This is a genomic window from Tenacibaculum aquimarinum (assembly GCF_022478115.1).
Lineage (GTDB): Bacteria > Bacteroidota > Bacteroidia > Flavobacteriales > Flavobacteriaceae > Polaribacter > Polaribacter aquimarinum_A.
On sequence record NZ_JAKGSC010000004.1, the window covers coordinates 13,013 to 33,857 of the forward strand.

Consider the following 20,845-nt stretch of genomic DNA (forward strand, 5'->3'; position numbering starts at 1 on the left):
ATTAAAAACTCAAAACTATTTTTTACGAAACCAATATGCAGTTCTACCGAAAGCAGCAAAACCAATATAACCACGTATTTTTAGTTTGTTCTTGTTTTCTAATTTAATATAACATTTGTATTCTTTCCCGTTTTTTGGATCTAAAATTTTTCCTCCGCTCCATTCATCACCTTTATTTTTTAATCCGTTTAGAATGTGCATTCCAAGAATAGGTTCATTTTTAAGGTTGTCTTTACATTCAATACAAACATCATTTTTGTGAGCTATATCTGTAATCTCAATAATTTTTGCATAGGCTTTTCCGTCTTTTTCATAGACTTCAATAATAGAATCTACTTTATTGGTTTCTTCGTCTCTATTTTCCCATTTACCAAAAATGGTTTGTGCGTTTATTGAAAATGTTACTGTGAAAATTAAAAGTGTTAAGAGGTGTTTTTTCATTATAAGGGTTATTTTTATGGATTAATTTCAATAATCATTCCAAAAATTAATCATACTTAGCATCAAAATTTCCGTTCCATTTTCCTTGAACTCGCATAATTTGCTCAATAACATCACGTACGCAACCTTCGCCACCTTTTTTGTCGGAAATATATTTAGAAACTTGCTGAATTTCTCTTGCAGCATCATTTGGGCAACATGGCATTCCAACTAATTTCATTACAGGAAAATCTGGAACATCATCTCCCATGTACAATACATTTTCTGGTTTTAAATTATACTTTTCAACCAACTCGTTGTATTGTTTTATTTTATCGTGAGCGCCTAAATAAATATCTTTAATACCTAAATTAGCTAAACGAGTTCTTACACCTTCGTTAGTTCCGCCAGAAATAATACAGACATTAAAACCTGCATTTACGGCAGATTTTAAAGCATAACCATCTTTAATGTTCATGTTTCTAATCATTTCTCCGTCTGGCATTATAGTTACAATTCCGTTTGTTAAAACGCCATCGACATCAAAAATTAAGGTAGTTATATTTGGTAATAATTGTTTGTAGCTAATTTCCATTTCGGATAGATTTTGTGATTGTTTTATAGATTTTCTGTTGTTTTTTATTCAACAAATCTAAATGATTTTTTATTGTTTTTTTATCGTTTCTAATTGCAGGTCCAGTTTGCGCTTCTATTGGCGATAATGTTTCAATTTTTTGAGCCGTTTCTTTAATTAACGGTTGTAAAATTTCAAAAGGAACATTGTATTCTTCGCAAATATCGTTTCCGGTTTTATACATATGATTTGTAAAATTATTTACAAAAACGGCTGCAACATGCAATACTTTTCTTTGTTCAGAACTAATTGAATATATCTTTTTCCCTATTGATTTTGCTAAAGATTCAAGTAGTTTTTTATCATCTTCATTTTCTGCTTCTAAACAAAACGGAACTTCAGAAAAATTGACTTTTTTGTCTTTAGAAAAAGTTTGTAGCATATAAAATACACCTTTTCTAGTCTTATTTTGTAAAGAATCTAAAGAAACGCTTCCAGATGTGTGTACAACAAAAGAGTTTTTAATTTTTGAAGAAACTTCTGAAATAGCATCATCAGAAACCGCAATAATAGTAACATCTGCTTGCGGAATAGCTTTTAATTCTCTAGAATTTACTTGTGTTGCATTTACGTTTTTAGTTTTAGAAAAAGCGTTTGTAAGATGTGTTGCCACTTTTCCATTACCAATAATTGTTACTGTAATCATATAAAGCGAAGATATTGAAAATCTTGTAATGATTAGAATTGGTTTTACTAAATTAGCTGATGTAAACTTAAAAGAATGAGTAAAAACAAAAACCTAGGAATAAATACAAAATGCGTTCACGTTGGTGAAGTAGAAGACAAGCAATTTAAAGGAGCAGTTTCTCCAATTTATATGGCAACTTCGTATGCTTTTGATGGTGTTGATGTAAAAAGATATCCGCGTTATTTTAACACACCAAACCAAGAAATGTTGTGTAAAAAGATAGCAACTTTAGAAAATTGTGAAGCTGGTTTAATTTTTGGATCAGGAATGGCAGCAATTAGTGCGGCACTATTTGCATTTTTAAAAACAGGCGATCATGTAATTATTCAGCAAGTTATTTATGGAGGAACGTATAATTTAATTGTAGAAGAATTTGAAAAATACGGCATTGAATATTCATTTACTGACTCCGATAAAATTGAAGATTTTATACCACTAATTAAAGAGAATACAAAAGTACTGTATATAGAAACACCGTCTAATCCGCTATTAGGAATTACTGATATTAAGGCGATTGCAAGCTTGGCAAAAGAGCAAAATATTATTACAATGATAGATAATACATTTGCATCTCCAATAAACCAAACTCCTGCTGATTTTGGGATTGATATTATTTTACATTCAGCAACAAAATATATGGGAGGACATTCAGATATTTCCGCTGGAGCAATTGCTGCAAGTCAAGAACACATTGATTTAATATGGAAAACTGCCATTAATTTTGGAGGTAATCTAAGCGATCAAACTGTTTGGTTATTAGAAAGAAGTTTAAAAACATTAAATCTTCGTGTAAAAGAGCAGACTAAAAATGCGCAAATAATGGCGGAGTATTTTGAATCGAATTCAAATTTTGAAAAAGTGTATTATCCTGGTTTAAAAAGTCATCCACAACACAAGTTGGCAAAATCTCAAATGCATGGTTTTGGTGCAATGTTATCTTTTGAATTAAAAGAAGGTATAGATGCGATGGATTTTCAACGTAATTTAAAATTGATTAAACCTTCATTAAGTTTAGCTGGTCTGGAAAGTACAACGGTAAGTCCGGCACAAACAACACATGCTTTATTAAGTGAAGAAGAACGTTTAAAAAGAGGAATTAGCGACGGATTAATTCGTTTTTCGGTAGGAATAGAAGAAACAAAAGATTTAATTGCAGATATTGAACAAGCGTTAAGCAGTATCCAGTAAACAAATAAACAATTACACGATTACACAATAATTATGAAATTAGACATATTAGCTTTTGGTGCACATCCAGACGATGTAGAATTAGGAGCAGGAGCAACCATAGCAAAAGAAATTTCTTTAGGAAAAAAAGTAGGAATAGTAGATTTAACACGCGGAGAACTTGGTACAAGAGGTTCAGCAGAAATACGTGATGTAGAAGCTACAAATGCTGCTAAAATTCTTGGAGTTTCCGTAAGAGAAAATGTAGGTTTTGCTGATGGTTTTTTTACAAATGATAAAGAGCATCAGTTAGAAATTATAAAAATGATTCGTAAATATAAGCCAGAAATTGTGTTGTGTAACGCAATTGATGACCGACATATAGATCATGGAAAAGGAAGTAAATTAGTTTCTGATGCTTGTTTTTTAAGCGGATTGTTAAAAATTGAAACTGAAGTAGCGGGTAAGCAACAAGAAAAATGGCGACCAAAGAAAGTGTATCATTATATACAATGGAAAAACATTGAACCTCAGTTTGTAGTTGATGTAACTGGTTTTATGGAAACTAAAATAGATGCTGTAATGGCTTATTCTTCACAATTTTATGATCCTAAAAGTACAGAACCTCAAACACCAATTACAAGCAAAAACTTTACAGAAAGTATAGATTATAGAGCAAGAGACTTAGGACGTTTAATAGGAGTAGAGCACGCAGAAGGTTTTACAACAGAGCGTTACGTTGCTGTAGAAAATTTAGATAAATTAATTTAAGTTTTCTTTTGTTGTAAAATAAAAATTAAAGTATATTTGCATCCGCAATTATATGGTGGTTGTAGCTCAGTTGGTTAGAGTATCGGTTTGTGGTACCGAGGGTCGCGGGTTCGAATCCCGTCTTCCACCCAAAATAACAAAGCCTTTTCAGAAATGGAAAGGCTTTTTTTGTTTACATAAAGTTTAAAGCGCTAACAACTTCAGCACGTTTTCTTACTGAAACCGGAATTGTTTTTTTGTCTTTTAGAACAATATAACCTCCGTCAGATTTTATAAACTCTTTTACATATTGTAGGTTCACTAAATGACTTTGATGCACGCGTAAAAACTGAAACTCTTTCAACATATCTGCATAAAATTTTAATGTTTTTGCTACCAAAATTTTGCTTCCGTCTTGCATAAAAAATTCCGTATAATTATTGTCCGATTTACAACGAACAATTGTATCTAAACTCACAACTACAATTTTATCTGAAGTATGTAGAGAAATCTTTTTAGGTCTTGTGTTTGGCTTGTTAATAGAGTCTTGCAGAACGTTTAGCTGCTCTTTATTGGGTTTAACTTGGCTTTTAGCTTTGTCAATAGCAATGTCTAAATCTTCAATGGAATATGGTTTTAAAACATAATCTATTGCTGAAAATTTAAAGGCTTTTAAAGCAAACTCATCACTTGCAGTAACAAAGATAATTTTTGAAGTTAAATCTGGATGAATTTCTAACACATCAAAACCAGTTCCGTCTCCTAACATAATGTCTAAAAACAAAATATCTGGCTGTTGTTTTCTTAATAATTTAGAAGCTTCAACTACGCTTTTTGCAGTGCCAATAATTTCTATTTCTGCATGATGTGTTTCCAAATCTTGCTGTAACATTGCCAATGCGTTAGGTTGATCTTCTACTAATATTGCGGTAAGTTTTTGCATTTTCTGTTGTATTATTCTAATTCAAAAATTGTAATTTCTGGCCTAACATTAAATCGAACCTGCCATAAATGACCTAAAGCTCTATTTATGTATAATGTTCTACCATCTTCTAAATTAATCTTTCCAGAGGAATATTTTTTGTTTTTTACTGGTAAAAGAGGTGGATTCAAAAACGGCGGTTTAACTTGTCCGCCATGTGTATGACCAGATAAGATCCAACTTTTATAGTTGTTCCATACATCTAAATCGCAAACATCAGGATTATGACATAAAACTACATTAGCTTTTTTATTATCTAGATTATTCATTATTTTTTTTGGATTAAAATTCAATCCCCAATAATCATCTAAACCAATAATATTTAATCCGTTTATATTTTTTTCTTCATTACTTAAAACTGAAACTCCAGATTTTTCCAGTATTGAAGTTATCTTGTTGGCGACATTTTGTTCGGTCCAATTTTTACCATAATCATGATTTCCTAAAATACCAACAGTGCCAAATTTTCCTTTTACTATGTGTTTACAAACCTCTTCTAATTGTGAGAATTGTTCTTCATTTTCATAAGAAACATAATCTCCAGTATAAACAACAAAATCGGGATTTAATAATTGTGTTTTTTTGAATGAATCAATTATATATTGATAATCGAATCTATTTCCAATATGGATATCACTAATTTGAATTAAAGTTTTACCTTTTAAATGTTCTGGTAAATTATTTATTTTCATTTTCTTTTTTACAAATTCTAACCAAAAAGGTTCAATTTGCCAAGAATAAATACCGCCAATTAAACCAACTCCAATAGCTCCTTTAAATGAGTTTTTAATAAATTTTCTCCTTTTCATGGTTTCTAATAATCTGTTTTTAAAGGAATCTTAAACCAAACTCGTGTTCCAATTGTGTTTTCTTTTTCTTTCAATTCTTTAATTGAAAATGTACTTTGTTTAGATAAATTTTCAATACGTTCTTGTGTCACCTTTACAGCAACAGATTGATGATTTTTTACAGTGCTTTGTTTTTTAGATTGCTCAAAACCAATTCCGTTGTCATCAATTGTACATTGTAAAAAGTTATTATTGGTTGTAAAAAGTACGGTTATTTCTCCGTCTTCTTTTAAGTTAATTCCGTGTTTAATGCTGTTTTCTATAAAAGGTTGCAACAACATTGGTGGAATTAAAATTTCTTCTTCGTCAATAGAAAGATTCGTTTTAATGTTGAAATCAAATAGATTTGCACTCATTTGTTGTTCCAATTCTAAATAGTTTTTTAAGGTTGCAATTTCTTCAGATAAACTAATTTCTTCTTGTCTAGAGTTCAATAAAACCGAACGTAACAAGGTAGCGAATTTGCTAATTGTTGAACTTAATTCTTTCGTTTTCCCAGTGCTTCCAAGCGCTTTAATTCCGTTTAAAACATTAAAAATAAAATGCGGATTCATCTGTAACTGCAACGCTTTTTGTTCCAATGATAACAAATGATTTTCCAATTTCAATTTTTCAACCTTTGCTTTGTTTCGTTTTTTCATTCGGTTTATATAATTCAGAATTATTAAGCCTAAGAGTAAACTTAATCCACCTAATAAACTCCATAAAAACCAGTCTTTTTTATACAATGGTTTGTCAATAAAAAACCTGAATGAAATAGGTTCACTTTCTACAGTATCAATTTTAGATTGTGCGATAAACGTATAATTTCCTGCCGATAGATTTGCAAAATCAATAGATTCTTTGTTTGTCCAAGGACTAAATTTTTCATTTAGTTTAAATCGATATGCAACTGCTTTTGGATTGTTAATGTTTACTGTTTTATATGAGAACGAAACATGATTTTTATCTGAAGGAAGCTGTAAAACCTTTTTATATTGATTGATATTTATAGAATCTAAAGGTTCATAAACCACGTCAATATTTGTGAGTGTAATAATTGGTTTTAGTGTTTTTTTACTGTCTGTTTCATATTTGTACAAACCAGCATTTTCGGTAGCAATCCAAACGTTATTTTGTTGATCTTTAAAAATTAAATTGATATTATTAGTAGCTAACGTATTGTATTTGTTAATGTTTTTATCGAAAGTAAAATCAGTATTTAAAACGGTAATTCCATTATTTTTAGTGGCAATCCAAAACTGATTGTTAATTTTCTGAATGTCGGTAATTTCCTTTGGTTGTTGTGCAATTAAAAAAGCTTGTTCCCCTTCAATAAAAAAAAGACCAATTTCATTACTTGTGATTATTTGATTTTCAAAAATTGAAATAGTTTTAAAATCTCCAATTTCAACACGTTTTAAAGATGTTGGCTTTAAAAGATTGTCAACTTTCCAAAGTGCTTTGTTTGTTGCAATAAAATAATACTTTCCATCAAATTTTAAATCGTTTATTTGGTTTAAATCAATTTGAAAATTAGTTTTTAAAGGTGATAAATAATCTTCTCGAAGCCTGTAAATACCTTGTGCAGTTCCAACAAAAATAATTCCTTCTACTGTTAAAATTGAATGTACTTTTTTACTTTCGAAATGAGAAAATTTACCATGCGCATAAATAGTAAAACTATTATTTGTACCAATTAGTAAACTATCGTTTTTTACTTCTAAAATATTGATTACGCTATTTTTAACATCGTAATTGTTAAATTCTTCGCCATTAAATTTACTTATTTTGTTTTTAGAAGCTAACCAAATAGCACCAATATTGTCTTGTGTTATAGATACTATTTTAGCATTTGGAATTCCATTTTTTACGGTATAGTTTTTCAACTGAAAATTTTGAGCAGACGCTTGTATCAACCCAAAAAGTAAAAATAAAAATGTAAAAAACTTCATATTAACAAACTTACAAATTATTAAAGACCTACAAGATTTTAATTCTTGTAGGTCTTAATTAGCTCAATTATTATTCCACTATTTCATTGCGTACAAACGCTTGTTCTTAGTGTCTGGCTCAACATGTTCTAAATCTCCGTAAGGTTTAGTTACTGGTTTTAAAACTGTTAAAACTGTAGTTTTCCCTTTAATTATTAATTGGCTATTTACAATATCCCAAGTCCAACGGAACTTATCAACCGGAATGTTTAACGCTTTAATTTCTCTTTGTAATTCTGGCATTTCTTCAATAAAATCCATTATTTCTTCTTGCATTGTAAAAGTAGGAATCGCTTCATCTGAGTTATGGTAATCCAATTCAAACTTTACAGGTACATTAAATTGTTGTGTGTACGCTTCACCAACATAACGCTCTTCTTCATTGTTTAAAGCATCAAACCAGTTAATTTCTTTTTCTTCGCTGTATTTTCTTGCAATTTCTTTAGATAAATCAATTTTTCCTGGCGAATGTGCTGTTGGATAAAAAACATAATAAGGTTGCGCTAAATAATGTTTCTTAAACTCGCCGCCAAAGACGTTGTAATACTGAGTTGCCACAATATTTGGCGTTTCGTTTGCTACAAAAGCATCTTTTATAGTTTTCATTAATTCGGTATTTTCTGCCAAACCTTGCGAATGAAAAATGATATTTGTGTTTCTATTTACAACACTTTTTAAAGAAGGTAATTTACCTTGTGTAATGTTTTTTCTCAATGTTTCTGCGGTAATAGTTTCGCCATTTACAACCGTTTCTAAACTCATTCCTGTAAACGGATTGTTGTAATTTACAATATGAACTTCGCCAAAAGGTTTGCTTTCTCCATTGCTATTCATCCACGTAATAATTTCCTCTAAAGAATACGCGCCTTCTACAATTTTAAGATTTTTCTCTTTAAAATACGTTCGTGCATTTTTGTAAAAATCGCTATTACTTTTATCAATTCCTGTTATAAAAACAATTGGTTCTTGCGTTGCAACATCTTCTAATTGTGTGTTGTCAAAAGCGCTCATTTCTACAACTTCAGCAACTTGTTTTGTTTCTTTTTTAGGTCTATTGTCGCAACTTGCAAAGATTCCTAAGATTACTAAAGTTGCAAATGCTACGCTGGTTTTTCTAATTACATTTTTCATGATTTCTATGGTTTTAAGGTTATTTTTTAAATTTGTGAAGTAACAGGCAGTTTATTTAACAGCTTACATAAATTACGATCGGTTTGCCAAAAACCATCTTGTTCTTTTTCTGTTTTTACAATTTTCCCTTGTGTGTCAAAATGTATTTTTACTTGATTGTATTTTGTCAAATACATTTTAATTACTGAATAATAACTGCCTTGTAACTTCATTTTTTATTGTTTTATACTCCAAAGGTAGATGAGGAATTGACGTTAATTTTGCTGTAATTAGAATTCGTAAGAAGTAAATTAGAATTCGTAGAAATAGTGTTTTTTTGAAGCTATTTCGCGCTTTCACTACTCGCTTTTTTTCTAAAAAAGAAAAAAGAGCTCAGACAAACCGTTCAATCACGGCTAAACTTGTTTGTGAGCTATTTGTCATTCCAGACATGATGCGAAATCTATAAAAAAGTAAGTTTGGATTCCCAATTACTCGAGTATGACAAGACGTTTATTGGGAAAAAGTTTTTAAGAAATTATTTGTTTTGAAATTTTGTTTGTAAGTTGGAAGAAAATATTAAGCTATGAAAAAGAGTATTTTGTTATTATTTGTTTTGGCATTTTTAAGTTGTACTTCAACTAAAACAGTGGAAACTCAAAACTGGATTAATTCTCAAAACTTTACTATTATTAAGCCAAGTAATTGGAGGTCGGTTAAACATCATGGATATGTCGGTTATACACCACTTAAAAATGGAACAAATTTTTATAATAACGTAGTCTCTGTTTTTCAATTTCAATTAAAAGATAAACCTGAATTTAAAAAATTTGTTTTTGATCAAATTAAAAAATCAAATGAAGTTTTAAATCCAACTTCTCAAGTTGTATTAATTGAAAATAATCATTTTGGAGAGGCTTATGTACATAAATATGAATCAACTTGGAATGGGATAAAATATAAAAAATACGTTATGAATTTTCAATATAAGGGAGAATACTATAATTATACATATTCGTCTATTTTAGAAAAATATGATAAACATTTTAAGGAAGCTATTTCCATATTAAATAGTATAAAGTTTAAATAATTATTCAGTTCACTTTATAAACAAGCTTAGCCCTGATTGAGCGGTTTGTTTAAGCTCGTTGAGGAACGAAACAGCGAGTAGCGAAAGCAGGAAATAGCTTCTAAAAAAAATCACATTGTTTTAAATTTTAATAACAATCAGTTTTAATTTTATTTGCTTTCTGAAACTTGCTTAACGGTGTATTTAATTGGGTTTTTGTTATTTGCTCTAATACTTTTAAAACGCCATTCATCATACTCACAGAACCGCAAATCATAATAGTTCCGTTGTTTTTTAAAACGCTAGCAATTAAATGCTGCTTTTTTAAAACTAAATCTTGCACGTATTCTTTATTTTGCTCTTGAGAATAAGCGGTGTAAATAGTTTTGTTTTTTAAATAAGTAGCGTACATTTTTAGTGAGTCTTGTGTTCTTCCTCCCCAAAATACATGCGTTTTAGAATCCGAATTTAACATGCCTAAAAAAGGTGCAATTCCGGTTCCGTTTGCAATTAAAATAGTTTCATTGGCTTTTTTCGGGAAATGAAATTGGTTGTTCTTTTCAATTTTTGCAATTAAATTATCTTCTTTATTAAGGTTAAAAAGTAAGTTAGAGCAAATGCCAAATTGATGTTTTTTTACACTCAATAAAATGTCATTATCTATTTTTCCTACAGAATATAAGCGCTCAATATTGTCTTCAGTTGGTGTTATGGATAGTAAATCTCCAGATGTAAATTGAAGTTTTTTTGTCGGTTTTAAACGAATTAAAAAAGAATTATCTGAGTTTAAAGCGGTTTTTTCAACAACTTTAAATGTTTCCTGATTTTTTAGTTTTATAGGTTTTTGTTTTAGCTCTAAATCGACTTTTGTTTTTTCACTCCATTGTAAACTCCAGTTTTTAAAATCAGAAAAAGACTGATTGTTTATTTTACAAATTGGTAGGAGAGAAGTGAAATTTTTATGTTGTTTTAATGTATTGTCAACTTCAATTGCAAATTGACAAAAATCTGAATATGCAAGAGACCCAAAACCTACAACAGCATATTTAATTAGGTTTTCTTGCGAAGTGTTTTGTAGTAAATGAAGAAAATTAGATGCGTTTATTGGCGCTTCTCCTTCTCCATAAGTAGACGTTAAAACAATAAGTTGTTTCGCATTTTTATAAGAAGTGTAATTGTTTAAATGATCTATAAAAACAGCTTTGTTACGTGCTAAAATTGCTTCAAAAAATGAATTTGCAATGTTAAATGTGCTTCCGGTTTCCGAGCCAACAAGAATAATAATTTCTGCGGTGTCTTTTTTAAACTTGTTTTTAGATAATGTGCTTTTTTTTCTTCGTTCTAAGGTCATTGCAAAACCAGAATACATAAAAAACAAAATTGCAATACAAGACAGAAGTAAAATTAGAGACCAAATTATTGTGCCGCGACCTGTGTGTAAAAACAAACTCCAATCAGAAATAATTTGTGTCCAAGACAAATTTTTAGCACTAATAATTTCACCTGAATATTGATGTACAATAAGCTCTTTGTTGTTTAGTTTTAAGAAAAAATAATCTTCAACATCCTCAGAAAAGGGGAATTCAATACTTTTTACTTCATCTAGTTTTATGTTTTTGAAAACTGTAAAATCTTCAATTGGAACTTTTGTATCAATACTAACTTTAGAAAAATCTATTGTATGATTTATTTTAGTTTCTGGTAAAAGTGAAAACTTTTCTAAAGATAAATACACACCAGAAAGTGTGATTATTAGTATTGGAATTAGCGTAAAACGCCCAATAATTACATGGTAATATTGATTAAAACCTTCTTTTACAACTTTGGTAAAGAATTGTATAATTCCGCCTTGTCTTTTAATAATTAAAATGCTTCCTGTTATAGAAATTAACAAGAGTAAGAAAGAAAAGAACCCAACTAAAAAACGCCCAGTTGATTTTAAAAATAAAGAACGATGCAAATTGGTTGTCCATTTAAATAGCGGAGATTTTTCAATTAAAGCGCCTATTTTTTTTCCTGTTATTGGATTTACATAAAAGGTTTCGTTTTTCCCTTCGTTTGTAATTACAGAAGCTTCTAGGAAATTGTTTTCATCAACTTTAAAAGAAATTATTTCATCGTATTCGTTCTTTAAAGAGCCAATTGTTTTAGAAATAGAGATTTCTTCAGCATTTTGTATTGCAAATGGTTTTAACTGATTCGAAATAGGTTCGAAAGCTAAAATTATTCCTGTAACGGCAGCTGTTAGTATAAAAAGGAAAGAAGATATAGCCAAAGTTAAGTGGCTATATCTCCAAATTGAAATGGTCATTTTTGTTAAATTTATTGTGGTATCATGCGAACGTAACGTATAAAACCTTTTCCTTCAATTTTACTTTTTACATTTTCAGTTGTAAGTTCAAACTCAACATCATCTTTATAATATTCTTGATCTTCAACCGCAGTTTCAAACCTAATTTTATAGCCTTTATCAAGTTTATCATTTGGAATTTCAATAACACTAATTGCTCTATTTCCACCGCTAATGGTTGCGCCGGTTATTGCGTCTATATCAGAACGAACTTTCCCTTGAAAATTCCACCATTCTGTAATATCATGGTACCATTCTTCATCATCTCCTTGCACGTAAATTGTTTCTTGGTATTCTCCTTCCGGATTTAATAAGGAAATTACAATATAAGCGCCTTCACCTGTATAATTTTTCATTTGAATCATACATTTATACTTAGCGTTTTCTGTTGTTGTAAAAGCAGTAATCGAGAATATTACTACAAGTATTGCTATTATTTTTTTCATAATTTTATCTTTTTAGGTACTCGATGAGCCAAACTTAATTGTCCCACCGAGTTTCGGCATGGGGGAAACTGCCAAAGTTTATTTTAAAAAATTAATATCGATTGTTTTTAATGCTTCATTTTCTTTAGCTAAGTCGAACAAAGTTTCTTCAAAATCTGTTTTTACAGTTTTATCTGCGCCTTTTGAAATTAAATACTTCATAATTTCATCATTTTTAGCAGTCATAACTGCTTTTTGTAATGCAGTTAAACCTTCATTATTTTTAGCGTTGATGTTAATTTTATAATTTTCTATATACTTTAACATTGCTAAACTTTGCTTTTCAACCGCTAAATGAAACAAGGTATTTCCGTTTTTTTGAGGCTTATCAACTTGTAATCCTTTAGCTTTTAAAAGGTTTACTTTTTGTTGAAATTCTTTTTCGTTTTTAGGATTGAAAGTATTGAATACATAATGTCCTAAATTATTGCCTTTAGAATCAATTATTGAAACATCTGCACCTTTTTTTAATAAGAATTCTACAGTTTTAACGTTATTATTTAATGCTTTAGTTAAAGCAGATTGCCCATTTTTATTGGTGTGATTAATATTAGTAGTTTTTGAAGCTAATAACTTAATTACTTCAAAAGAATTACGAGAAACCGCATTTAATAAAGCTGTATTTCCTTCTTTATCAGCTTGGTTTACATCAACTCCTTTGTTAATAAAGTAGTTTATAGTTGCTATATCTTTATTACTGTAAGCTAAATTGTGCAATGGCGTTTTACCTTCATTATTGGTAATATTTGGAGCAATTCCTAAACCTTCTAAATAATTAAAAAATTCTAAAGAATTATATCCACTTCTAGAGCCTAGCGTTGCAAATAGCATTGCGTTACCACCATTTTTGTTCAATGATTTATAAGGCAATCCTTTTTTTATCAGCAACTCAAGCATTTCTTTATTACCTTTTTGTGCAGTATAATTAAAGGCTCCGTTTCCATTTTTATCTGTAGTATTTATGTCTAAACCTTTATTGATAAAATAATCTGCAAGCGTAAAATCTTTTAAATTTGGAATAATTAACAACAAAGCATCTGCACCTTTTGGAGTTTTATCTTTTACAACATTGGCTCCATGTTTTATTAAAACATCATAAAGCGCTGTATTTTTAACTCCTGCGGCAGCAGTAAAGTTTAAAATTGTATATCCTTTATCGTCAATAACATCTGTTTTTGCGCCGTTTGCTAATAAATATTTTACAATAGATATATTGTTTTTATAAGCTGCCCAAAAGATATACGTTCTTCCATCGTGTGTTAATTTATTAACGCTATTGCCATCTTTAGTTAACAAGTGTTTAATTACATTTTCGTTGGCGTTTTCCAATAAAGCGTATACAATTGCGTCAAAACCAGAACGATTAAGTTTTGTAGCACTGTTACCTTCTTTAATTTTTTGTTCAACTTGCTCAATAGTAGGATTCGTTTTCCAGAAACCTCTTTTCAAGAAAATGTTTGAATTTTGAGCTGTTACTATTGTACTTAAAAGTATAAGACTTAATAGTATGGTTAGTTTTAATGATTTCATTTAAATTATTTTTTTACAAATGATTCAATAACTTCACTAATTTCTGCTTCTGTTTCAATTTTATCAGAAAATAATTGCTTGAATAATAGTTTGTTATCAACCTTTTTTTCTAAAGTAAGATCTTTGTTTCTTTCAAAAACTGAAGTCCATTTATTTCTTACTAATTGCCATTTTGATTCATTTTTTGTCCACCAATCTTTTGCAGCTTTACAACGAGCATCAGGTACTTTTACATACGTGTTGTAACCCTTTTCGTAAGCTAAAACAACATCTTTTTCGCCTTCTTTTCTAATGATTTTTTTATTGTCTTGATCGTGTAACCATCCGTAGTTTGTAATTTCATGGCGATTTCCTCTTTCAGTTACATTGTAATCGCTTCTTTTTGTATATTCTCTTCTTGGTAAAGGCGCATCTGTTGTGTTTTCCCAATAACTTTTCCCATCAACATGTACCCAAGTTCCAGAACCTTCGTAACGAGGACTGTCATCTACTTGATACACTTTTTGTGTCCATTGGTTTTTTACATCTGCTTTAGTTTTGTTCTTATAAAGCCAATTATTATCGCCATTAAACATATAGAAATCACGATTTTGATACATCCAATCTTGTCTCCAGTGCTTTACAATATGTGGTTTTGCTGGGCTTCCAACTTGTAATAAATGTTGAATTGATATTTTATTATTATCATCTTCTATTAATTGTGCCCATTCTAATCCTTTTGCAATCTTAGTTTTAGATGCTTTGTATAAAGAGTCTTTACTAGCGTTAAAAGTTTCTGCAAAGTTAAAAGTTACCTCAAAACATCCACACATTTCTTTTATTGCTTCTCTGTCTTTTTTCTTTTGTGCATTAACAGAAATTGTAATCAATAAGATTAATGTACTAAAAATTAATTTTTTCATTTTATGTTTTTTATTGTTTTAAAATTTTTGACAAAAATATAACTTTTATTTAGATTGAATTAAAATAAGAATATATATTTGCCAAAAATTATTAAGAATGTTTCTAAATAGAATAATTATACCAGTTGCCTTATTGTTTACTTCAGTTGCTTTTTCGCAAGAAGAAGTACAGCAAATAGATTCAATAAAAAATAATAAACTAGATGAAGTAATAGTAACAGCAACAAGAACAGTGAGACAATTATCTTCTGTGCCAATGCCTGTAACTTTAATATCGAAAAAACAAATTCAGCAATCAGGATCGGTTCGTTTAAGTGATATTTTAATTGAACAAACGGGTATTACTACAGCTTCTGACTTTGGAGGATTTAATGGCGTGCAAATGCAAGGTTTAGATGCAGAATACACATTAATTCTAATTGATGGCGTTCCGTTAGTTGGTAAAAGAAGTGGAAATATTGATTTAGATAGAATAAGCGTTAATAATATAAAACAAATTGAAATTGTTAAGGGTCCGTCTTCTTCTTTATACGGATCGGACGCTATTGGAGGTGTTATAAATATAATTACAGAAAAGCCAAAACATGATGTTTTAAAGGGAGGTTTACAGTTTTTGGCTCGTGGTGGCGCAAAAAATGAGTTGGATATGAATGCTAATTTAGTTTATAAAAAAGATAAACTTGGCATTAATGCAGGTATAAATACGAACTCTAGTGCTGGTTTTGATTTATCTCCACAAACAAGTTTTAAAACCACAAATGGACACGAAAACTTTACAGGTAATTTTAAAGTTTTATATGATTTTACTGACAAGCTTAAAACTACTGTTTCAACTCGTTTTTTTGAAGAAAATCAAGGCAATTTAACGGAGCAAAACAACCAAAAAGATTGGAGTGTTAATGTTGATTTTAATCATAAAATATCAGATAAATGGAACTTAGATTACACGTTTTATGCAACTGATTTTAAAACAAAAAGTGAAACAGATGTTGAAGTTTCTACATTTAATCAAACATTAATAAGACCAGAAATAAGATCGCAATTTGCAATAGGAAAATTGAATGCAATTGTAGGTGTTGGTGCTTCTTTTGAAGAAGTAGATAGAAGCGATTTCTTAAAAAAAGAGAAGTTTGATTCTCAATATGTTTTTGGACAACTAGATTATAATCCAACTTCAAAATTAAATGTAATAATTGGCGCTAGATTTGATAATCATAGTCAATATAAATCGGCATTTAGCCCAAAAATATCAACAAGATATGCTGTTAATAATTGGTTAGCAGCAAAAGCCTCTGTAGGTTATGGATTTAAAGCTCCAGATTTTCGTCAACTATATTTTAATTTCAGAAATACCGCAAGCGGATATGTTGTTTTTGGTATAAAAACCTTGCATGAATTGTATGGTAATTTACCAGAAGTACAGCAATTTGATACAGATTTAAATCCAGAAAACTCTATTGGTTTTAACCTTGGATTTGAGTTGAAACCTATCAGTAATTTGGCAATAAATATCAATGTATTTAGAAATGATATTGAAGATTTAATAAACACTTTTGATACTCAAATAAATCCGTTGAATTTTAATTTACCAGCCGGAACACGAGTTTTTACTTACGAGAATAGAGATAGAGTTTATACGCAAGGAATAGAGTTGGATGCAAACTATATAATTGATGATAATTTTAGGTTTATTGCTGGTTATCAGTTCTTAGAAGCAAAAGATAAAGAAGAAGAAGCTTTAATAAATAGTAATCAAATTTTTATTAGAAGAACGCCAACTTCACCCTCAGAAAAACTTACCATAGATAATTATTTTGGTTTGCCTAATAGATCTAAACACATGGCAAATGCAAAACTATACTATCAAAATTTTGAACATCGATTTACAGCAAATCTTAGAGCAATTTATAGAAGTAAATATGCACTTTATGACACTAATAATAGTCAAGGTATAATAGATGAATATGATGATTTTGTTTCAGGTAATATTACTCTAAATACTGCTATTGAAAAGAAACTATTTAGCTTATTAAAAGTACAATTTGGAGTTGATAATCTGTTAGATGAAAAAGGTGAATCTAATGCAACAAAACAAGCTTTTCTTAATAATGATGCTGCTTTGCAATTAGGAAGAACGTACTATGGAAGAATTCAATTCAATTTTTAAAATAAATATTAATCAAATAAGTAATAATTAAAATCAATTTAAAATGAAAAAAATAATTTTAACATTAGCAGTAGTCTCTTCAATGATATTTACATCTTGTAGTGAGGATGATACAACAGTTACAGAGGCAGTAGTTTTTAAAGAAGTAAAGAATTTACATGCTCCGCAAACTACAGATTACACTGTAAATCCACCTGCAACTGCTGGAGAATTTACAAAATTTAGCTTTAAAACTGGCGCTGTTGTTACTGATGATAGTTGGGATTTGGCATTTAGAGGTACAACTATTTTAGTAAATGGGGGTGTGGAAGTTGGTGGTTTAGTTGATGAACCAACAAGATCTGGAGACGCTTCTTTGGCTTTAGAAACTGGAACATTTGCCGATATTTCTATTGCACCTGTAGCTGCAAATTTTAAACAAGATGTAGCAGGAAGTTACGCTTTAGCGTCTGGAAGTGGAAGTGGTTGGTATACATATGCGGGAGCTCCAACACATGCAATTAACCCAATTGCAGGAAAAATAATTGTTGTAAAAACTATTGATGGTAATTATGCTAAAATGGAAATTTTAAGCTATTACAAAGACCAAGATGCAACAAGCGATTCTAGATATTACACATTTAACTATGTATACAATCCTAATGTAGGAGATAAAGATTTTCAATAATCATCATAAGTTATTGAATTATATGTTTAATTTTAGTTATGAAAAGCTGCTCAGTTTAAAAACTGAGTGGCTTTTTTATTGTTTTGCGTTTTCTATAAAGTATAAGCTTAATTTATAAAAAATAAACTTCGGAATAATAATTAGCCAACAAGCAAGCTTAGCCCTGATTGAGCGGTTTGTTTAAGCTCGTTGAGAAACGAAACAGCGAGTAGCGAAAGCAGGAAATAGCTTCTAAAAAACTAATTTCTCTGCCAAATAAGGAGCAGTCAATGATTTTTTATTGCGTGCTAAATCTTCTGGAGTTCCTGCAAAAATAAGGTTTCCGCCATTTTTACCGCCTTCTAAACCAAGATCTATAATGTAATCGGCGCACTTAATGAGTTCTATATTGTGCTCAATTACAATGATGGAATGTCCTTTGTCTATTAAGGCATTAAAGGATTTTAACAACTTCTGAATATCATGAAAATGCAAACCTGTTGTAGGTTCGTCAAAAATAAATAACGCCTTGTCTTTGGTGTGTCCTTTTACCAAAAATGAAGCCAGTTTAATACGTTGCGCCTCGCCGCCAGAAAGTGTTGAGGAAGATTGCCCCAATTGTACATAACCCAAACCAACGTCTTGCAATGGTTTTAACTTATTGGCAACTTTGGTGACTAAATTTTCTGAGAAAAAGGCAACAGCATCGTCAATAGTTAGATTTAAAATATCGTCAATAGATTTTCCATCGAATTTTACTTCTAATACTTCTTTTTTAAAGCGTTTTCCGTTACAGGTTTCGCATTCTAAATGCACGTCTGCCATAAATTGCATTTCTATGGTAACTTCTCCTTCGCCTTTACAAACCTCGCAACGACCGCCTTCTACATTAAAAGAAAAGTGTTTGGGTTTGTAGTTTCTAATTTTAGATAATTTCTGATTAGAATACAAGGCTCTAATGTCATCATAAGCCTTTATATAAGTTACCGGATTGGAGCGCGAAGAACGCCCAATTGGATTTTGATCTATAAATTCTACGTGTTTTATACTTTCAAAACTTCCTTTTACTTCTGTGTGCTGACCGATTTTATCTCCGTAACCAATTAGTTTTTTTTGCATTGACGGATATAAAATATTCTTTACCAACGTACTTTTTCCGCTTCCAGAAACTCCTGTAATTACTGTTAAAGTATTTAGTGGAAAAGAAACATCAATATTTTTTAAATTGTTTTCACGAGCGCCAATAATATCAATTGAATTGTTAGAAGTTCTACGTTTTGTTGGCACTTCAATTTTTAGTTCTTCGGATAAGTATTTTGCTGTTAAAGATTGCGATTTTAAAATGTCGTCAAAATTACCTTCCGCTACAACATGACCTCCGTAAGTTCCTGCTTCTGGACCGATATCGATAATATAATCGGCTTCTTTCATAATATCTTCATCGTGTTCTACCACAATTACGGTGTTTCCTAAATCGCGTAAATCTTTTAAAACGCCAATTAATTTTTCGGTGTCTTTTGGATGTAAACCAATACTTGGTTCGTCTAAAATATACATAGAACCAACTAGCGAACTTCCTAAAGAAGTTGCTAAATTTATTCGCTGACTTTCTCCACCAGAAAGTGTGTTGGATGTTCTGTTAAGTGTTAAATAATTTAAACCAACGTCTTGTAAAAACTGTAATCTGTTGTTGATTTCAGTTAATAATCGTTTGGCAATTTTTTCTTCGTACTTATTGAATTTTACCGATTTAAAGAATGTTGCTAATTCATCTAAAGGAAGTGAAACCAACTCAGAAATAACTTTTCCGCTTACTTGCACGTAGTTTGCTTCTTTTCGTAATCGTTTTCCGTTACAATCGGTACATTTTGTTTTTCCGCGGTAGCGAGAAAGCATCACTCTATTCTGAATTTTATAACTTTTTTCTTCTAAAGCTTTAAAAAAATGATTGATTCCTTTAAATTTCTTTGTGCCTTCCCAAACGTGTTGTTTTTGTTTTTCAGAAAGTTCAAACCAAGGTCTGTGAATTGGAATATCGAATTCTTCAGCATTTAAAATTAAATCATCTTTAAAATGTCTGTAAGAATCTGTTTTAAAAGGAAAAATACAATCTTCATAAATAGATAAACCTGTGTTTGGAACTACCAAATCGGCGTCAATTCCAATTACATTTCCGTAACCTTCGCATGTTGGACAAGCTCCATAAGGATTGTTAAAACTGAATAAATGTGTGTTTGGTTCTAAGAATGTAATTCCGTCTAACTCAAACTTATTACTGAATTGCGTTGTGTCTTTTGTTTCTAAATTTTCGATAAAACAAAACCCTTTTCCTTCAAAAAAAGCAGTTTGAATTGCATCTGCCAATCTGTTAAAAAAATCTTCATCGTCTTTAATTACAATTCTATCAACAACTAAAAATAAGTCGTCGTTTTTATATTCATCTTGCGGAAAATCTTCAATTCTATAAACTGTTTCCTTGTATTTTAAACGCGCATAACCTTGTTGTGTCAACACATTTAAGACCGATTTTATATCTCTATTTTCATTAATTTTAATAGGAGCAAGTAGCAATAATTTAGAACGGACTTCAATTTTTTTAACAAAATTTAGAACATCAGTAACGGTATGTTTTTTTACTTCTTTTCCAGAAATAGGAGAGATGGTTCTACCAATTCTTGCGTATAATAATTTAATATAATCGTAAATTTCGGTAGAAGTTCCAACTGTAGAACGCGGATTTGTAGAGTTTACTTTTTGCTCAATAGCAATTGCAGGTGCAATACCTTTAATATAATCTACCTTAGGTTTGTGTAATTTTCCTAAAAACTGGCGCGCATACGAACTTAAACTTTCTACATAACGCCTTTGTCCTTCTGCATACAAGGTGTCAAAAGCCAAAGAAGACTTTCCAGAACCAGATAAACCTGTAATTACAACTAGTTTATTTCTTGGTATAACAACATCAATATCTTTTAAATTGTGCAGTTTAGCACCTTTTATAATAATATTTTCTTTAGGATCTATGGTAGAAAGGTCTGTTTTCATTCAGTAAAAATAAGCGCTAAATTTACTGTTTTTTAGGCAGAAATCAGCTTGAGATTTACTATATTTTTATTCATTAAAA

18 protein-coding genes and 1 tRNA gene are annotated in these 20,845 nt (G+C 30.1%); 6 read left to right on the forward strand and 13 right to left on the reverse strand.

Annotated elements, in window-relative coordinates:
- Positions 1-15 precede the first annotated feature (15 nt).
- Genes L1S33_RS09705 through L1S33_RS09715 form a run of 3 tightly spaced genes read right to left on the reverse strand, consistent with a single transcriptional unit; the run spans position 16 to position 1,700 of the window.
- The gene (locus L1S33_RS09705) at positions 16-441 is read right to left on the reverse strand and encodes a DUF2147 domain-containing protein (protein WP_240551985.1); all 426 of its coding nucleotides are present in this window, start codon (positions 439-441) and stop codon (positions 16-18) included.
- A gap of 46 nt (positions 442-487) precedes the next feature.
- Entirely contained in the window at positions 488-1,015 is a 528-nt protein-coding gene (locus L1S33_RS09710) for a KdsC family phosphatase (RefSeq protein ID WP_240551986.1), read from the reverse strand.
- Positions 1,005-1,700: a Rossmann-like and DUF2520 domain-containing protein gene (locus tag L1S33_RS09715; protein ID WP_240562182.1), complete on the reverse strand. Its 696-nt coding sequence runs from the start codon at positions 1,698-1,700 to the stop codon at positions 1,005-1,007. The genes L1S33_RS09710 and L1S33_RS09715 overlap by 11 nt, the downstream gene beginning before the upstream one ends.
- Positions 1,701-1,775: 75 nt before the next feature.
- On the opposite strand from L1S33_RS09715, the gene L1S33_RS09720 reads away from it, so the two are divergent.
- The 3 genes from L1S33_RS09720 (at position 1,776) to L1S33_RS09730 (ending at position 3,810) form a co-directional block, all read left to right on the forward strand.
- On the forward strand, positions 1,776-2,930 hold the full coding sequence (locus tag L1S33_RS09720) for a trans-sulfuration enzyme family protein (protein ID WP_240562183.1): 1,155 nt from the start codon (positions 1,776-1,778) through the stop codon (positions 2,928-2,930).
- Between the two features lie 33 nt (positions 2,931-2,963).
- Positions 2,964-3,680, forward strand: a complete 717-nt coding sequence (gene bshB1 / locus L1S33_RS09725; RefSeq protein ID WP_240551990.1) for a bacillithiol biosynthesis deacetylase BshB1 — start codon at positions 2,964-2,966, stop codon at positions 3,678-3,680.
- A 54-nt stretch (positions 3,681-3,734) separates the two neighbouring features.
- Positions 3,735-3,810, forward strand: a tRNA-His gene (locus tag L1S33_RS09730).
- A gap of 42 nt (positions 3,811-3,852) precedes the next feature.
- Here the strand turns inward: L1S33_RS09730 and L1S33_RS09735 are convergent.
- The 5 genes from L1S33_RS09735 to L1S33_RS09755 all read right to left on the reverse strand — a co-directional run bounded on the left by L1S33_RS09735 (position 3,853) and on the right by L1S33_RS09755 (position 8,805).
- The gene (locus L1S33_RS09735) at positions 3,853-4,602 is read right to left on the reverse strand and encodes a LytR/AlgR family response regulator transcription factor (RefSeq protein WP_240551991.1); all 750 of its coding nucleotides are present in this window, start codon (positions 4,600-4,602) and stop codon (positions 3,853-3,855) included.
- 11 nt (positions 4,603-4,613) lie between these two features.
- A complete protein-coding gene (locus L1S33_RS09740; RefSeq protein WP_240551992.1) occupies positions 4,614-5,450 on the reverse strand; it encodes a metallophosphoesterase in 837 nt (278 codons plus the stop codon).
- A gap of 5 nt (positions 5,451-5,455) precedes the next feature.
- Positions 5,456-7,423, reverse strand: a complete 1,968-nt coding sequence (locus L1S33_RS09745; RefSeq protein WP_240562184.1) for a sensor histidine kinase — start codon at positions 7,421-7,423, stop codon at positions 5,456-5,458.
- Between the two features lie 78 nt (positions 7,424-7,501).
- Positions 7,502-8,593 carry a hypothetical protein gene (locus tag L1S33_RS09750; RefSeq protein ID WP_240562185.1) on the reverse strand — a complete coding sequence of 364 codons (1,092 nt, stop codon included), beginning with the start codon at positions 8,591-8,593 and terminating at the stop codon, positions 7,502-7,504.
- A 26-nt stretch (positions 8,594-8,619) separates the two neighbouring features.
- The gene (locus tag L1S33_RS09755) at positions 8,620-8,805 is read right to left on the reverse strand and encodes a hypothetical protein (RefSeq protein WP_240562186.1); all 186 of its coding nucleotides are present in this window, start codon (positions 8,803-8,805) and stop codon (positions 8,620-8,622) included.
- A gap of 353 nt (positions 8,806-9,158) precedes the next feature.
- Here L1S33_RS09755 and L1S33_RS09760 point away from each other — a divergent pair, with 353 nt between their 5' ends.
- Positions 9,159-9,662 carry a hypothetical protein gene (locus L1S33_RS09760; RefSeq protein ID WP_240562187.1) on the forward strand — a complete coding sequence of 168 codons (504 nt, stop codon included), beginning with the start codon at positions 9,159-9,161 and terminating at the stop codon, positions 9,660-9,662.
- Positions 9,663-9,789: 127 nt separating this feature from the next.
- Here L1S33_RS09760 and L1S33_RS09765 read toward each other — a convergent pair whose 3' ends face one another.
- From L1S33_RS09765 to L1S33_RS09780, 4 genes are all read right to left on the reverse strand, one after another.
- On the reverse strand, positions 9,790-11,952 hold the full coding sequence (locus L1S33_RS09765; RefSeq protein WP_240562188.1) for a PepSY domain-containing protein: 2,163 nt from the start codon (positions 11,950-11,952) through the stop codon (positions 9,790-9,792).
- 11 nt (positions 11,953-11,963) lie between these two features.
- Complete coding sequence (locus tag L1S33_RS09770; RefSeq protein WP_240551998.1) at positions 11,964-12,437, reverse strand: DUF2271 domain-containing protein; 474 nt, start codon at positions 12,435-12,437, stop codon at positions 11,964-11,966.
- 78 nt (positions 12,438-12,515) lie between these two features.
- Positions 12,516-14,006 (reverse strand): ankyrin repeat domain-containing protein, encoded by a 1,491-nt coding sequence (locus L1S33_RS09775; RefSeq protein WP_240562189.1) that lies wholly within the window; start codon positions 14,004-14,006, stop codon positions 12,516-12,518.
- A 5-nt stretch (positions 14,007-14,011) separates the two neighbouring features.
- Complete coding sequence (locus tag L1S33_RS09780; protein WP_240562190.1) at positions 14,012-14,908, reverse strand: DUF6607 family protein; 897 nt, start codon at positions 14,906-14,908, stop codon at positions 14,012-14,014.
- 97 nt (positions 14,909-15,005) lie between these two features.
- Between L1S33_RS09780 and L1S33_RS09785 the strand changes: the two genes are divergently transcribed.
- Together L1S33_RS09785 and L1S33_RS09790 are read left to right on the forward strand one after the other, a co-directional pair.
- Complete coding sequence (locus L1S33_RS09785; protein ID WP_240562191.1) at positions 15,006-17,075, forward strand: TonB-dependent receptor plug domain-containing protein; 2,070 nt, start codon at positions 15,006-15,008, stop codon at positions 17,073-17,075.
- Positions 17,076-17,118: 43 nt separating this feature from the next.
- Positions 17,119-17,742, forward strand: a complete 624-nt coding sequence (locus L1S33_RS09790; protein WP_240562192.1) for an HmuY family protein — start codon at positions 17,119-17,121, stop codon at positions 17,740-17,742.
- A gap of 231 nt (positions 17,743-17,973) precedes the next feature.
- On the opposite strand, the gene uvrA is transcribed toward L1S33_RS09790, so the two are convergent.
- Positions 17,974-20,766, reverse strand: coding sequence for an excinuclease ABC subunit UvrA (gene uvrA / locus L1S33_RS09795; protein WP_240562193.1), 2,793 nt, complete (start codon positions 20,764-20,766; stop codon positions 17,974-17,976).
- Between the last annotated feature and the right edge of the window lie 79 nt (positions 20,767-20,845).